Source organism: Actinomadura sp. NPDC000929 (genome assembly GCF_040492065.1).
Classification (GTDB): domain Bacteria; phylum Actinomycetota; class Actinomycetes; order Streptosporangiales; family Streptosporangiaceae; genus Spirillospora; species Spirillospora verrucosospora.
Genome location: NZ_JBEUPA010000022.1, coordinates 39,228 through 53,653, shown reverse-complemented (window position 1 = coordinate 53,653; position 14,426 = coordinate 39,228). Strand labels below are relative to the sequence as shown.

At 73.8% G+C, this 14,426-nt stretch carries 12 protein-coding genes; 8 read left to right on the top strand and 4 right to left on the bottom strand.

Going from position 1 to position 14,426, the window contains the following annotated elements; all coding sequences use genetic code 11:
* Nucleotides 1–76 precede the first annotated feature (76 nt).
* Nucleotides 77–1,225 (top strand): DegT/DnrJ/EryC1/StrS family aminotransferase, encoded by a 1,149-nt coding sequence (locus tag ABWI04_RS11360; RefSeq protein ID WP_353832329.1) that lies wholly within the window; start codon nucleotides 77–79, stop codon nucleotides 1,223–1,225.
* A 37-nt stretch (nucleotides 1,226–1,262) separates the two neighbouring features.
* Here ABWI04_RS11360 and ABWI04_RS11355 read toward each other — a convergent pair whose 3' ends face one another.
* The 3 genes from ABWI04_RS11355 to ABWI04_RS11345 form a co-directional block, all read right to left on the bottom strand.
* Nucleotides 1,263–1,538, bottom strand: a complete 276-nt coding sequence (locus ABWI04_RS11355; RefSeq protein ID WP_345182108.1) for a MoaD/ThiS family protein — start codon at nucleotides 1,536–1,538, stop codon at nucleotides 1,263–1,265.
* 9 nt (nucleotides 1,539–1,547) lie between these two features.
* Nucleotides 1,548–2,456 carry an SUMF1/EgtB/PvdO family nonheme iron enzyme gene (locus tag ABWI04_RS11350; RefSeq protein WP_353832328.1) on the bottom strand — a complete coding sequence of 303 codons (909 nt, stop codon included), beginning with the start codon at nucleotides 2,454–2,456 and terminating at the stop codon, nucleotides 1,548–1,550.
* Nucleotides 2,457–2,537: 81 nt separating this feature from the next.
* The gene (locus ABWI04_RS11345; RefSeq protein ID WP_353832327.1) at nucleotides 2,538–3,890 is read right to left on the bottom strand and encodes a nucleotide sugar dehydrogenase; all 1,353 of its coding nucleotides are present in this window, start codon (nucleotides 3,888–3,890) and stop codon (nucleotides 2,538–2,540) included.
* Nucleotides 3,891–4,116: 226 nt separating this feature from the next.
* Between ABWI04_RS11345 and ABWI04_RS11340 the strand changes: the two genes are divergently transcribed.
* The 6 genes from ABWI04_RS11340 to ABWI04_RS11315 are packed head-to-tail and all read left to right on the top strand — an operon-like array spanning nucleotide 4,117 to nucleotide 10,215.
* Entirely contained in the window at nucleotides 4,117–4,914 is a 798-nt protein-coding gene (locus tag ABWI04_RS11340; RefSeq protein WP_353832326.1) for a crotonobetainyl-CoA--carnitine CoA-transferase, read from the top strand.
* Nucleotides 4,907–6,217 (top strand): aminotransferase class V-fold PLP-dependent enzyme, encoded by a 1,311-nt coding sequence (locus ABWI04_RS11335; protein WP_353832325.1) that lies wholly within the window; start codon nucleotides 4,907–4,909, stop codon nucleotides 6,215–6,217. The genes ABWI04_RS11340 and ABWI04_RS11335 overlap by 8 nt, the downstream gene beginning before the upstream one ends.
* Nucleotide 6,218: 1 nt before the next feature.
* Nucleotides 6,219–7,337: a trans-sulfuration enzyme family protein gene (locus ABWI04_RS11330; RefSeq protein WP_345182118.1), complete on the top strand. Its 1,119-nt coding sequence runs from the start codon at nucleotides 6,219–6,221 to the stop codon at nucleotides 7,335–7,337.
* A gap of 19 nt (nucleotides 7,338–7,356) precedes the next feature.
* Nucleotides 7,357–8,310, top strand: coding sequence for a homocysteine S-methyltransferase family protein (locus ABWI04_RS11325; protein ID WP_353832324.1), 954 nt, complete (start codon nucleotides 7,357–7,359; stop codon nucleotides 8,308–8,310).
* Between the two features lie 37 nt (nucleotides 8,311–8,347).
* Nucleotides 8,348–9,346: a dTDP-glucose 4,6-dehydratase gene (gene rfbB, locus ABWI04_RS11320; protein WP_345182123.1), complete on the top strand. Its 999-nt coding sequence runs from the start codon at nucleotides 8,348–8,350 to the stop codon at nucleotides 9,344–9,346.
* Nucleotides 9,343–10,215, top strand: coding sequence for a class I SAM-dependent methyltransferase (locus ABWI04_RS11315; protein ID WP_345182125.1), 873 nt, complete (start codon nucleotides 9,343–9,345; stop codon nucleotides 10,213–10,215). Before rfbB ends, ABWI04_RS11315 begins: the two co-directional genes overlap by 4 nt.
* A gap of 30 nt (nucleotides 10,216–10,245) precedes the next feature.
* Here the strand turns inward: ABWI04_RS11315 and ABWI04_RS11310 are convergent, their stop codons facing one another.
* Complete coding sequence (locus ABWI04_RS11310) at nucleotides 10,246–10,968, bottom strand: hypothetical protein (RefSeq protein ID WP_353832323.1); 723 nt, start codon at nucleotides 10,966–10,968, stop codon at nucleotides 10,246–10,248.
* Between the two features lie 397 nt (nucleotides 10,969–11,365).
* Here ABWI04_RS11310 and ABWI04_RS11305 point away from each other — a divergent pair, with 397 nt between their 5' ends.
* Entirely contained in the window at nucleotides 11,366–14,260 is a 2,895-nt protein-coding gene (locus tag ABWI04_RS11305) for a M36 family metallopeptidase (protein WP_353832322.1), read from the top strand.
* Nucleotides 14,261–14,426: the final 166 nt, after the last annotated feature.

The following is a 14,426-nucleotide window of genomic DNA, read 5'->3' as shown; positions in this document are numbered from 1 at the left end:
GACGAAGGCCGCGCCTTAACTTTAAAATTAGGTACTAAATACGGCCGGGCGCCGTCCCGAAGAGAGGGAGTCCGCGATGATTCCGCTGTTCAAGGTCGCGATGGCGCCGGACGCGCTCGGCCGGATCTCCGAGGTGCTCGACAGCGGCCGCCTGGAGCACGGACCCAAGGTGGCCGAGTTCGAGAAGGCCCTGGCGCTGCGCCTCGGCAACCCGCGCGTCCTCGCGGTCAACTGCGGCACCTCCGGTCTCCACCTCGCGCTCAGCATGGTGGCCGACCCCGACCGGTTCCCCGCGACGGCCCAGCCCTCCGGCGGCGCCGGCGGGCCGGGCGAGGTGCTGAGCACGCCGCTGACCTTCGAGGCGACGAACTGGCCGATCCTGGCCCACGGGCTGCGCGTGCGCTGGGTCGACGTCGATCCGGGCACGCTGACGATCGACCTGGACGACCTCGCCGCGAAGATCTCACCGGCCACCCGCGCGATCGTCGTCGTCCACTGGCTGGGCTACCCGGTGGACCTGAACCGGCTGCGCGAGATCCTCGACCGGGCCGAGGAGGCCCACGGGTTCCGCCCCGTGGTGATCGAGGACTGCGCGCAGGCGTGGGGCGCGACCTACCGGGGGGCGCCGCTCGGCAACCACGGGAACGTCTGCGTGTACAGCTTCGGCGCCATCAAGATCCTCACTGCCGGGAGCGGGGGGCTGATCGTGCTCCCCGACGACGACCTGCACCGGCGGGCCCGGCTGCGCCGCTGGCTCGGCATCGAGCGGCAGGCCGACCGGGTGCACGGCGACTACGACGTCGCCGAGTGGGGCTACCGCTTCCCGATGAACGACATCTCCGCCGCGATCGGGCTGTCCAATCTGGAGATCGTCGACGGGCTGCTCGCGCGGACGCGCCGGAACGCCGCCTTCTACGACAAGGAGCTGTCGGGGATCGCGGGCGTCGAGCACACCGAGCGGGCCGACGACCGGGAGCCCTCGTTCTGGGCGTACCCGCTGAAGGTGGCGGACCGTACGTCCTTCATGCGGAAGATGGCCGACGCCGGGATCATGACGAGCGTGATCTCGCGGCGCAACGACGCCCACAGCTGCGTCGCCGCGGCCCGGGAGGAGCTGCCGGGCCTGGACGGCGTGCACGACCGCGTGGTCAACGTTCCCGTCGGCTGGTGGCTGTCGGAGGAGGAGCGCGCCCACATCGCGGACACGATCAGGTCGGGCTGGTGACCGCCGCGGCCGCGGCGGGCCGGGCCGGGCGGGAGGCCTAGCCTCCCGCCAGCGGCGGAATGATCTCGACGCGGCTGCCGGGCGCCAGCTCGACGTCGTCCGGCGGCGTCGTGCGGGGCACCTGCTCGCCGTCGACGAGGAACAGGTGGTAGGGCAGCAGGTCGCCGGCGGGGGAGTAGAGCCGGTAGCCGGCCTCCGGGTGCGAGCGCACGAACGTCCGCAGGAGCTCGCTCAGGTTGGCCGCGGGCAGCTCCGAGCGCACCTTGCCGGAGGTCACGTTGTGCCAGCTGCCGGGGACGATGAGGTGGGGCATGGGGCATCCTCACAGGTCGCGGACGCATCGGAAACCACTGGCGAAGCAGGCCCATCCGGTGGGGTCGCCGTGCAGGCGCTCGCTGGTGCGGGCCTGGAAGCGCAGGTTCATCCACGAGCCGCCGCGGATGACGCGGAACCGGCCCATCACGCTCAGCAGCGACTCGTCGCAGTCGGGGGACGGGCCGTAGAGCCGGCTCGGCGAGGCCGTCCACTCGTAGACGTTGCCCGCCATGTCCGCCACCCCGTAGGGGCTGTCGCCGTGCGGGCTGAAACTGCCGACCGGGGTGGTCAGGGGGATCGGGCCCTGGTCGTTCTGGAGCTTCTTCCACCACGCGCGCCATTCGGCGGCGCTGCGGGCGGCGTCGCCCAGCCGCAGTTCGGTGGTGTTGGTCCACTCGCGGGACCACTCGTCGCCCCACGGCCACAGCCGGTACCCGGGGCCGCGCGCGGCCAGCTCCCACTCCGCCTCCGTCGGCAGCCGTGCGCCCGCCCACGCGGCGAAGGCCTCGGCGTCCTCGACCGCGATGTGGACGGCGGGGTGGTCGTCCGGCGGGACGTACCCGGAGTCCCGCCCCGCCGGACGGCGCCAGGACGCGCCGGGCGTGCTCTGCCAGTAGTCGGCGCCGTAGACCAGGCTCCAGCCGCGGCGCTCGGCGACCGTCCGGTACCCGGTGGCCTCCACGAAGGCCGCGTACCGGCCGGAGGTGACCGGGTGGCGGTCGATCAGGAACGGCGCGACCTCCACGAGCGTCTGCGGGGTCTCGTCGCGGAACCAGGGCGTGGGGAAGGGCTGGTCCTGTTCGGCCAGCCAGTCGAGCACCCACTCGGGCGATCCGAGCCGGAAGGACGCTCCCTCGATGAGGACCGCCTCCCCGGCCGAAGCCCCGCCGCGCAACGCCGCCTCGTGGTCTGCCACAGCGCCATCCCGTAGATCAGGGTTCTCGTCGAGCAGAAACTATATAAACATATAGCACTTGGGTGCCGCTCGCGTCACGGCTCACCGCCCGATCCCGCGGTAGCCGAACCCGAGGTCGCGGAGCCGCTGGATCGTCTCCGCCGGATAGTGCATGCGCCCGTCGAAGACCAGGCACGGCATCGCGACCAGCCGCCGCAGCCTCTCCAGGTCGATGCCGTGGAACCCCCGGTGCCCGGCGAGGAAGGCGACGGAGTCGGCGCCCTCGACCGCCTGGTCGAGGTCGTCGGCGGGGGAGCCGCCCACCTCCGCCCGGATCCGCTCCCGGTCGGCGAGGGGGTCGAAGACCCGGACCTCCGCGCCGGCCGCCTGGAGGGCCCGGACCACCCCCCTCGCCGGGGTGTTGCGCAGGTCGCCGGTGTCGTTCTTAAAGGCGGCGCCGAGGACGGCGATTTTCGCCGACGCCAGGTCCTTGCCCAATTTGGCAAGGCCGTCCCTGATGACCTCGTAGGCGTATTCGGGCATGGCGTCGTTGACGTGCCGCGCCGTCTCCACCGTCCGCAGCCGGACGCCCCGGTCGCGGGCGGTGCGCCAGGTCATCCAGGGGTCCTTGGTCAGGCACGGTCCGCCGACGCCCGTGCCGGGCCGCAGGATGTTGACCCGCCCGTCCCCCTTCGGGAGCGAGTTCGCCGCGGCGATCACCTCCATCACGTCGACCTCGAACAGCGCGCAGAACCGGGCGAGCTCGTTGGCCATCGCGACGTTCGCGTCGATCCACCAGTTGCCGGCCAGTTTGACGATCTCGGCGATGTCGGCCGTGGGCACGATCCGGACGGGCACGCCCAGCGCCGCCTTCCAGAACCGCGCCGCCGCCGCCGTGACGCCGGGGCCGCACCCGCCGACGACGACCGCCAGTTCGCGCAGCTGGGCCAGCGCGTCCCCCTCGGCCAGCCGCTCCGGGCAGTAGGCGAGTCCGAAGTCCCGGCCCTCGGCCAGGCCGCCGCTCTCCAGCAGCGGAACGACCAGCGTGCGCGTGGTCCCGGGGGCGACGGTGCTCTTCAGGATGACCAGCTGGCCGGCGCGCAGCCGGGGCGCGAGCTGCCGGCACGCCTCCTCCAGTTGCGCGGTCACCAGGGCGCCGTTCCCGTCGACGGGCGTGCCGACCGTGATGAGCACGACGTCGGCGTCCGCCAGGACGTCGTAGTCGGTCGTGCACGCCAGCCGCCCGCTCGCGACCAGCGGGGCCAGCGCCTCGGCGAGTCCGGGCTCGGGGATCGCGCACCGGCCGGCCCGCAGCCCGGCGATCATCGGCGCGTCGCTGTCGACGCCGACGACGGTCATGCCGCGCTCGGCGAGCGCCGTCCCGAGGCACGTGCCGATGTAGCCGAACCCCAGGATCGCGATCCGCGGGCTCGGAGAATCTGACAAGAATTCCATGGCCGCCTTCCTCGCCGTTCTCCGCGCCTTCGGCGCTGCCGGGCATAGTTACAATATATTACTGAAGTGATGATGTCCCGGGCTGGCCTGCGAGAGCGCCGGTCCGCACGGGCGCCGACTGCCTGTTCTCCGGGGCGCTTCCGGGCGTGGTCGTTGGAGTCGTCCGATCACTTGCTATATGATAGTTAAGTGAGTGACCTCGCGCTCGTGACCTCCGGAACGGGAGATGGTGACCGAGGAACGCCCCGCCGGCGTCGACCTGTCCTCGCTGGCACAGCGCCATGCCGACCAGTGGGCCCTCGCGGGCGGGCGCGGCCCCTCGATCGCCCGGCTGGCCCGGACCGCCGTCCGGCTGGACGAGGACTACTGCCGGGCCGTGGCGGCGTACTACGACCGCGCGCCGCTGCGCGGCGGCGACGCGGAGCTGCGCCGGCGCTACGACCGGTTGAAGCGCCAGAACCTCCGGCAGTTCCGGTCGATCGTCGAGGCGGGCATCGAGATCGCCCCGTGGCTCGGAGAGGGGCAGCCGTACAGGGGATCACGAGACCTGCGCGAGAGCGTGCACCGGACCGGGCGGCTCCACGTCTACCTGACCAGCGCGGGCCACGGACCGTCGCCGGCCGCCGGCGACCACCCGCTGTCCGGGCCGTCGGGCATCGTGGTCGACGGGGTGGAGTTCTGCCACAACGACCTGTTCCGGGCCGTGCACGACATCTTCGGGCACGTGATGCTCGGCAACGGGTTCGGCCCCAAGGGCGAGTTCCTCGCGGCCTTCTGCCACATGCACACGTACTCGCGGGACGTGCATCCGATCCTGTTCACCGAGCAGATCGGTCAGATCTGCTGGTTCTTCTACGGCCCGCACCTCCTGGACGGCGCGGGCAGGCTGCCGGGACCCGGCGAACCCGGCCACGTGCCGCCGGCCCGCCGCCCGTACCCGGAGCAGAAGGTCTTCGCGTTCCCGGTGCGATTCCTCGACGCGTTCACGAGCCTTTTCCAGCTTGAGAGGAGTCCGGATGACTGACCTGATGCCGCAAGCGGGGGGACCTCCCGTACGGTTCGCGGACCAGGATCTCCTTCCCAGATCCATCAGGGACGACTTCCCGATCCTGGCGACCGCGCAGGGCGGCGGCGGGCCGCTGGTCTACCTGGACAACGCCGCGACGGCGCAGAAGCCGCGGGCGGTCCTCGACGCGATCGTCGACTACTACTCGACGGCGAACAGCAACGTGGGCCGCGGGTACTACCGGCTGAGCATGGCCTCCACCGACCGCTACGAGGAGGCGCGCGAGACCGTGCGGCAGGCGCTCGGCGCCGAGCACGCCGACGAGATCGTGTTCACCCGGGGCACCACGGACGCGGTGAACATGATCGCGGACGGCTTCGGCGCCGGGCTCGTCGGCCGGGGGGACCAGGTCGTCGTCACCGGCATGGAGCACAACTCCAACCTGCTGCCGTGGCGGCGGCTCTGCGAGCGGGCGGGGGCGGAGCTGGTCGTGGCCCCCGTGGACGAGCGGGGCGCCGTCGACGCCGCGGCCTTCGCCGCCGTCCTCGGGCCCCGCGTCCGGATCGCCGCCGTCGCCCACGTGTCCAACGTGCTGGGCACCGTCAACCCGGTGCGCGCGATGATCGCCGAGGCGCACCGGCGCGGTGTCCCGGTCGTCGTGGACGGAGCCCAGGCGGTGCCGCACGCGCCGGTGGACGTGCGCGGTCTCGACGCCGACTTCTACTGCTTCTCGGGGCACAAGGCCTACGGCCCGATGGGCACCGGGGTGCTGTACGGCAGGCGGGAACTGCTCGCGGAGCTGCCGCCGTACCAGGTCGGCGGGGGGACGGTGAAGGGGGTGAGCCACACCGAGCCCGTCCGCTACGTCCCCGTGCCCGCCCGGTTCGAGGCGGGCACCCCGAACGTCGCGGGAGCCGTCGGCCTGGCCGCCGCGCTCCGGTATCTCCGCGATCTCGGCTGGGACGCCGTGCGGCGGCATGACGAGGCCCTGGTGCGGTACGCGGTCGAGTCGCTGCGGCGGATCGACGGCGTGCGGGTCGTCGGCGACCCGGCCGCGGCCCCGAGCGGGATCGTGTCCTTCGTCGTCGACGGCATCCACCCCTACGACGTCGGCGGGCATCTGGACCGCCACGGTGTGGCCGTGCGGAGCGGCGTGCACTGCGCCAGCACCTTCCTGGACGAGATGGGCCTGCTCGGGACCGTGCGGATGTCGTTCGCCGTCTACAACACCGTCGACGAGATCGACGTCGTGGCCGGCGCCCTGCGCTCGGTGCGGCCGGGCACCTGGACCGCCGACCACCCGACCACGCGTTTCCTGTGACATGCGCTTCGACACAAGGCTGGTCCACCTCGGCCAGGAATCCGACGGCGTCACCGGGGACGTGGTGCCGCCCGTCCATGTCGCGGCCACGTTCGAGCGGCGGGTCCAGGACCCGTTGCGCTACTTCTACTCGCGCGGCGAGAACCCGACGCGGGAGGCCCTCGAACGCTGCCTCGCCGGACTGGAGGACGCGCGCTTCGCCCTCGCCTTCGCCTCCGGGCAGGCGGCGGGGACCACGGCGCTGTCCCTGCTGCGCGCCGGCCGGAGGCTGATCGCCTCGGACGACGTGTACGGCGGCACCCGGTCGCTGTTCGCGCTGCTCGGCCGGCACGGCATCGCCGTGGACCACGTCGACCTCACCGACGCGCGCGCGCTCGACGCCGCGCTCGGCGACGACGTGGACATGATCTGGGTGGAGGCGCCGACCAACCCGCTCCTGAAGGTCGCCGACCTCGCGGTGGTGTGCGAGCGGGCCCGGCGGGCCGGCGCCCGCGTGGTGGTGGACAACACCCTCGCCGGCCCGGCGCTGCAGCGGCCGCTGCGGTTCGGCGCCGACATCACCCTGTACAGCACCACCAAGTCGATCGCCGGCCACTCCGACGTCATCGGCGGCGCTCTGGTCTACGACGACGAGGACCTGCACCGCGAGCTGTCGTCCCACCGCACCACCACGGGGAGCGTGCCCGGCGGCTTCGACTGCTTCCTGGTGCACCGCGGGCTCAAGACGCTCTCGCTGCGCACGGCCCGGCAGGTCGCCAACGCGGAGGAGATCGCCGCCGCGCTGCGCGGGTGCGCGCGGGTGGGCGCCGTCCACTATCCGGGGCTGCCCGAGCATCCGCAGCACGAGGTGGCGGCCCGGCAGATGTCGGCGCCCGGGTCGATCCTGAGCTTCGAGTACCTCGGCGAGCCGGAGAAGCTCCTGGACCGGGTGCGGCTGTACGCGTGCGCGGTCAGCCTCGGCGGCGTGCGCTCGCTCATCGAGTGCCCCGCCATGATGACGCACGCCTCCGTCCCCCGCGAGGTCCGGGGGCGGCTGGGCGTCTCGGACAACCTCATTCGGGTGTCGGCGGGCATCGAGGACCCCGCCGACCTGGTGCGGGACCTGATGGACGCGCTCTGAACTGCGGAGGGATGGACACATGAACGACCTATCCGGGGCACGCCGGTCCGGAGGCGGCGGGCCCCTGTGGCTGGACGGCGCGACCGCGACCGAGCTGCAGCGCGCCGGCATGAGCGTCGACGGCCCGTGGTGGACCAACCGGGCCATGAACACCGAGGCGGACCGCACGCGGCTGCGCGGGATCCACCAGGGCTACCTGGGCGCCGGAGCGCAGGTGATCACCGCCAACACCTTCCGGTGCAACCTGCGGGCGCTCAGCCGCCTCGGCCTCTTCGACGCCGGCCTGGCCTGGATGGTGCACGCCGCCGTGGGCGTGGCCCAGTCGGCGGTCCGCGCCGTCCAGGACGGGCGGGCGGACGGGCCGCAGGACGCGGACCGCCCCCTGGTCGCGGGCTCGGTGGGGCCGGTCGAGGACTGCTACCGGCCCGACCTGGTCCCTCCCGACGACGAGTTGCGGGACGAGCACCGCTGGCTGGCGACGGAGCTGATGCGGGTGGGCGTGGACCTCGTGCTGGTCGAGACGATGAACTCCGAGCGCGAGGCGCGCATCGCGCTGGAGGAGGTGCGGCGGGCGGGCGCCCGCGCCTGGGTCGGCTTCGTGTGCGACGCCGACGCCCGGCTGCTGTCGGGGGAGAAGCTGGCCGAGGCGGCCGCCGCCGCCGAACGGGACGGCGCCGAGGCCGTGCTCGTCAACTGCACCGCTCCCGCCGACAGCGAGACGGCGCTGCGGGCGCTGCGGGACGCCTGCTCGGGCCCGATCGGCGTCTACCCCAACATCGAGGACCGCGGCGGCATCCCCCGTTCGGCGCACGTCGACCGGCACGTCCCCGCCGCGATGGGGCCCGAGGAGTTCGCCGATCTGGTCGCCCGCTGGGACGCGGAGTTCTCCCTGGACGTGGTCGGCGGCTGCTGCGGCACGACGCCGGACCATCTGGCCGCGGCCCGCGACCGGCTGCTCCGGAGCGGGCGGTGAGGGTCCGCGGCGCCCGCCGCCGGGCGCGGACCGGCTCATGAGGATCCTCGTGACCGGCGGCGCCGGGTTCGTCGGGTCCCACTACGTGCGCCGGCTCCTCGGGCCCGAACGGGCCGGGGGCGGCGCGCACCAGGTCACCGTCCTGGACAAGCTCACCTACGCCGGCAACCCGGCCAACCTCGACCCGGTGCGCCGCGCGCCGGGCTTCGCCTTCGTCCACGGGGACGTCGCGGACGCCGCGGTGGTCGACGACCTCGTCGCCGCCCACGACGCGATCGTCCACTTCGCCGCGGAGTCCCACGTCGACCGGTCGATCCGGTGCGCGCAGGACTTCGTCGTCACCAACGTCCTCGGCACGCAGACGCTGCTGGAGGCGGCGCGGCGCCACGGCACCGCCCCGTTCGTGCACGTGTCGACCGACGAGGTCTACGGGCCGATCGGGACGGGGCGGTGGAGCGAGCGGGACCCGCTGTCGCCGGGGAACCCGTACGCGGCGTCCAAGGCCGCGGCCGACCTCGTCGTGCTCGCCTGCCACCGGACCTTCGGGATGGACGTCCGGATCACCCGGGGCTGCAACACCTACGGCCCGTACCAGTTCCCCGAGAAGATCGTCCCGCTGTTCGTCACCGAGCTGCTCGACGGGGGGAAGGCGCCGCTGTACGGCGACGGGCTCCACGTCCGCGAGTGGCTGCACGTCGACGACCACTGCCGCGCCGTGCACCTGGCGCTGACGAAGGGCCGGGCGGGCGAGGTCTACAACGTCGGCGGCGTTCCGCTGACCAACCGCGAGCTGACCGGGCGGCTGCTGGCCCAGTGCGGCGCGGGCTGGGACGCGGTCTCGTACGTGGAGGACCGCAGGGGCCACGACCGCCGGTACGCGATGGACTGCACGAAGATCGCGGCGGAGCTCGGGTTCCGGCCGCGCCGGGACCTCGCCGCGGGCCTCGCGGAGACCGTCGCCTGGTACCGGGACAACCGCGAATGGTGGGAGCCGCTCACGATGCACGTGCCGCGGGACGTGGAGGTGAACTCGTGACGGCCGCGGACATCGACCCCGTCGCCGTCAAGCAGGGGCAGCGGGCCTCCTGGGACGCCCTCAGCGCGAACTGGGCGGCGGCGCAGGAGAGGTTCGAGCTCGGAGCCGCGGCGGTGACGCGGCGGCTGCTCGATCTCGGCGGCGTGCGGGAGGGCCAGGCGGTCCTCGACGTCGGGACCGGCCACGGGGAGCCCGCCCTGACGGCGGCCCGTCGGGTGGGGCCCACCGGGAGGGTGACCGGAGTGGACATCTCCCCGGCGATGCTCGACCTGGCCAGGCGCCGGGCCGAGGGCACGCCGAACCTCGTGTTCGCCGAGGCGGACGTGGAGTCCATCGACCTGCCGGCGGGCTCGTTCGACGTCGTGCTCAGCCGCTGGGGGCTGATGTTCGCGGTGGACCGCGTCGCCGCCTTCCGCGGCCTCGCCCGGCTCCTGGCCCCCGGGGGCGTGCTCGCCGCGGCGGTGTGGGGCGAGGCGCCGAGCGCGCCGGCGATCTCGCTGGGCTTCCGGGTGCTGAGCGAGCGGCTCGAACTGCCGCCCCCGCCGCCCGGAACGCCGGGCCCGTTCAGCATGGCCGACCCGGAGCGCCTCGCCGCCGAGGTGGCCGCGGCGGGGTTCGCCGACGTGTCGGTGACCGAGTTCGTCGTGCGGTTCCCTTTCGACTCCGTCGAGCAGTGCGTCGCGTTCACCAAGGCCGTGACGCCGCCGATGCTGCTGCGGAAGCTCGCGGAGCGCTTCGGCTCCGCGGACGACCCGGGCACGTGGCGGGCCTTCGCCGACGCCACCGGGCCCTACCGCTCCGGCGGCGAGGCGTTCACGCTGCCGTCGACGGCGCTGATCGTCCGGGCCGTCGCGCCCGTCCGGGACTAGCCCGCCGGCCCCGCGCCGGGGCCGGCGGCGTCACGGTGCGGGCGGCGGGCACCGGCGGGGCAGCACGACCCTGCCGGGGGCGTGCTCGAAGGTCGACATCACCAGCCACTCGTCCAGCTCGGGGTCGTACAGGTTCTGGAGGCCGAACTGCAGCACCTGCCAGAAGGTCGTCGGGTCGCGCTGGTCGACGTAGACGTCGCCGAGCGCGATCGGGAACCTGAGGTAGTTCCCCGGAGGGAGCTGCGGAGCGACGACGCCGACCCGCCAGTGGTCGACGTGCCGCTGCGGCCTGCGCTGAAGGATCTCCCGCCCGACGAACCGCGCCGTCGCGAGTTTGCGGTTGAGGACGCCGAGGTCGAATCCCGGAATCCGCGAGCACCGGTGGTCGCGGAGACCGGGCCATTTGTAGGTCAGGGTGTAGAGGGAATTCTTGTAGATGAGGTTCGTGAACCAGATCGGGTATCGCGGACCGCCCGCGATCATCTGGCTGTTACCGCCGTTCCCCGTCCAGGTGAACGGGACCGTGATGCCGAGATCCCGGACGATCCATTTCCCCGTCCCGCGGAAGTCCCGCGGGAGTCGGGGCGGCGAAGGCGTGTGCGGGCCGGCCTGCTCCGCGGTCGTCGCATCGCCCGGCGGCCGGGGTCCGATCGGGGAGGCGGCCCGGGCGGGCCCCACGGCCGCCGGGGCCATGGCGACCGATCCGGCGAGCACACCCAGCGCGGCCGTCCGGCGCGAACGTGTCCAGTTCATGATTCTCCCGGCGCCGCGTCGCGCGCGGGTTCCGGCGCGGCATGTCGAACGCGGCGATCATTTTGCTCCCTCCCCGGCGGCGGAGGAGCGAAGACCACAGGCAGGTCAGGGTCTGTTCCCGACCCGGTGAGGGCGCGGGCGGCGGGCGGTGGCCGGGCCCGGTCAACCGGCCGGGCGGTCGCGGCGGGCGTGGCCGCCCGGCAACGATCGGGCGCCTGACATGGGGTTTTCGAGGAAACGGCGGTGTCAAGGGCGAAGACCGCCGCACGGCGACACTTCGTAAATGTGGTGATTCGCCATAGGTGAGTGGTGAAAGCGCTGCTTGTCTCTAGATCGGCCGGATGTCCCCTCCGGCCGATTCCCGAGACCGGGCCCGTCGGCCCGCCTCCAGGAGGCAATGGTGCCCAGGACGCGCTGGACCGCCCTGACCGCTCTGGCGGCCACCGGAACACTCCTCACCGCCGGCCTCGCGGTCCCCGGACGGGCCGAGCCGCCGCCTCCCCGCCCGCGGCCGCCGGGAGAGCACACCGAGCCGGCCGACAAGGACGCGCGGCCCGGGCGGCTGGCCCCGACGAGCCGCCAGGTGGGCGCCGCCCGCGGCGTGACCGTGCGGTGGAACAGGCTCGGCACGCCCGCCTCGGTGACCGATGCCGGGCCCCTGGCCGGCGGGCTGCCCGGGGATCCGGAGAAGGCCGCCCGCGCGTACCTCGCCGGGCACCGGGACCTGTTCGGCCTCGACGCCGCCGCCGTCGGCGCGCTGGAGAAGGTCGCCGTCAACCCGGTCGGCGACGGCGCGGCCGTGCTGCTGCGCCAGCGGTTCGGCGGCCTTCCCGCCGGCCACGACGGCCTGGTGGCGGTCGGGGTGACCCGCGGCGAGGTCGTCTCGGTCACCTCGACCCTCTCCCGCGACGTCGCCGCCCCGGCGCCCGCCACGCTCTCCCCGCGGGACGCGGTGGCCGCGGCCGGGCGGGACGCGGGCATCCCCGCGTCGGCCGGCGACCCCCGCAAGGCGCGGCTCGTCGCGGTGCCCACGGCCGAGGGCGTCCGCAGCGCGTACCAGGTCACGCTCATGGACGCCTCCGGGGCGGAGCCGAAGGCCGTCACCTCCCACGTCGACGCCCGGACGGGCTCGGTGCTCGTGCGGGAGAACCTCGTCGACCACGACAGCGACGACCCGCGCTGGGCGGTGTTCCCGGCGACCCCGCCCGGCGACTACTCCTCCCGCGACACCCGGGAGACCTGGTGCTTCGCGCCCGCGGCGGGGTGCCGCACCGTCGGCGGCGACCCCTCCAGCGGACGGCCCTGGGACGTCGACCCGGCGACCGGCGCGTCCAGCGCGACGACCGTGGGCAACGCGGCGAGGTCGTACGAGAACCGCGCGAGCGGCGACCCCTTCACGGTGGGGACCCGCACCAGCGCGCCGAAGCCCGACCGGAACTACACCTACCCGTGGACCAACCAGTGGCACACGGGCAGGTGCGACCCCGCGACGCTGGACAGCCCGCAGGAAGCGGACCTGGAAGCGGCCATGTCCAACCTGTTCGTCCAGCACAACCGGATGCACGACTGGTCGTACCGGCTCGGGTTCACCGAGTCGGCCTGGAACATGCAGGCCGACAACGGTGGGCGCGGCGGGCTCGGCGGTGACCCCGAGCAGGGCAACGCGCAGGCCGGCGCGCGGTTCCCGACCGTCCGCGACAACGCCAACCAGATCACCCCGCCGGACGGGACGCCCGCCATCACCAACATGTACCTATGGCAGCCGATCGCGGGCTCGTTCTACCCGCCGTGCGTCGACGGCGACTTCGACATGAGCGTCATCGGCCACGAGTACACCCACGCCATCTCCGGCCGCATGATCGCCGGACCGGACGCCGGGTGGAGCGGCCCGCAGGCGGGCGCCATGAACGAGAGCACCTCCGACCTGTTCGCCATGGAGTACCTCAACGAGTACGGGCTGCGCCAGCCCGGCCGCACGCCGTACGTCATCGGCGGGTACGTCACCGGAGACCGGCGCGCCGGGATCCGCAACTACGACATGAGCCGGAGCCCGCTGAACTACGCCGACCTCGGATACGACCTCGTGGGCACCCAGGTCCACGCCGACGGCGAGATCTGGACCGCCACCCAGTTCGACCTGCGCCGGGCGTTCGTCCGGAGGTACGGCGAGGGCGGCGCCGCGTCGCAGCGCGGGTGCGCCGACGGGACGGTGCCGGCGGCGAAGTGCCCGGGCAACCGGCGCTGGGCGCAGCTGTCGTTCGACGCGCTGCTGCTCATGGCCGGCGGTGCGGTGAGCTACGTCGACCACCGCGACGCCCTGCTGGCCGCCGACACCCTCCGCTTCGGCGGCAGGGACCACGAGATGATGTGGAAGGTCTTCGCCGAGCACGGCCTCGGGAAGGACGCCGCGAGCAACGGCCCCGCCGACGCCGACCCGACGCCGAGCTTCGCCTCGCCCCTGTCGCGCAACGCCCGCGTCCGGCTGACGCCCCTCGGGGACGCCAGGGGCGGCAAGGTGCGCCTGTACGTGGGCGACTACGAGGCCCGCGCGGTCCCCGTCGCCGACACCGACCCGGCGACCCCGCTCGGCGACACCGTCGCGCTCACCCCGGGCCGCTACTCCTTCGTCGCGGTGGGCGCGGGCTTCGGGCACCGGCGGTTCACCGCCGCGGTCGGCGCGTCGCAGCGGACCCTGCCGGTGGCGATGTCCCGCAACGAGGCCGCAAGCGCCAACGGCGCGACGGCGACCGGCGACGGCGCGTCCCAGGCCGCGCTGCTCGACGAGACCGAGGCGACGAACTGGCAGTCGGTGGCGGCCCCGGTCGCCGGACGCCAGGTGACCGTGGACCTGGCCGGCGACCGCCCGGTCAGGGTCGGCAGGGTGCAGGTGAGCGCGATGCTGCGGCCGTCGGTGGCGGGCGACCCGGAGGGCGCGGGCGGCACGCAGAACCGGTTCACGGCGCTGCGCGCCTTCCGGCTGCTGGCCTGTGACGCCTCCAAGGCCGACTGCGCCCAGAACGCCTCGTACCGCACCGTCTACACCAGCCCGTCCGACGCGTTCCCGGCCGACCGGCCGCGGCCCACGGCGCCGGACCTGATCCTGCGCTCGTTCGACCTGCGGGACGTCACCGCGACGCACCTGCGGCTGGAGGTGGTCTCCAGCCAGTGCACGGGCGCGCCGGCCTACGCCGGGGAGCAGGACGACGACCCGCGGTCGGCCACCGACTGCGGCACCGCGAGCCCGAGCGCGGGCATCGTGCGGACCGCCGAGCTCCAGGCGTTCGCCCGCTAGGAGAGAGGCCGGACCGAGCGGGGGGGCGGAGAGGATCCGCCCCCCCGCTTCGCCTCGCAGGGCGGGCCGCCGGGGCCCGCGGCTTTGCCGTGCCTGCCAGAGGCTTGTCTCCGCGTGCCCGATCCCGGGCGGTCCGGTTGACGGAGCGGCGCGGCGCCGCGACCTT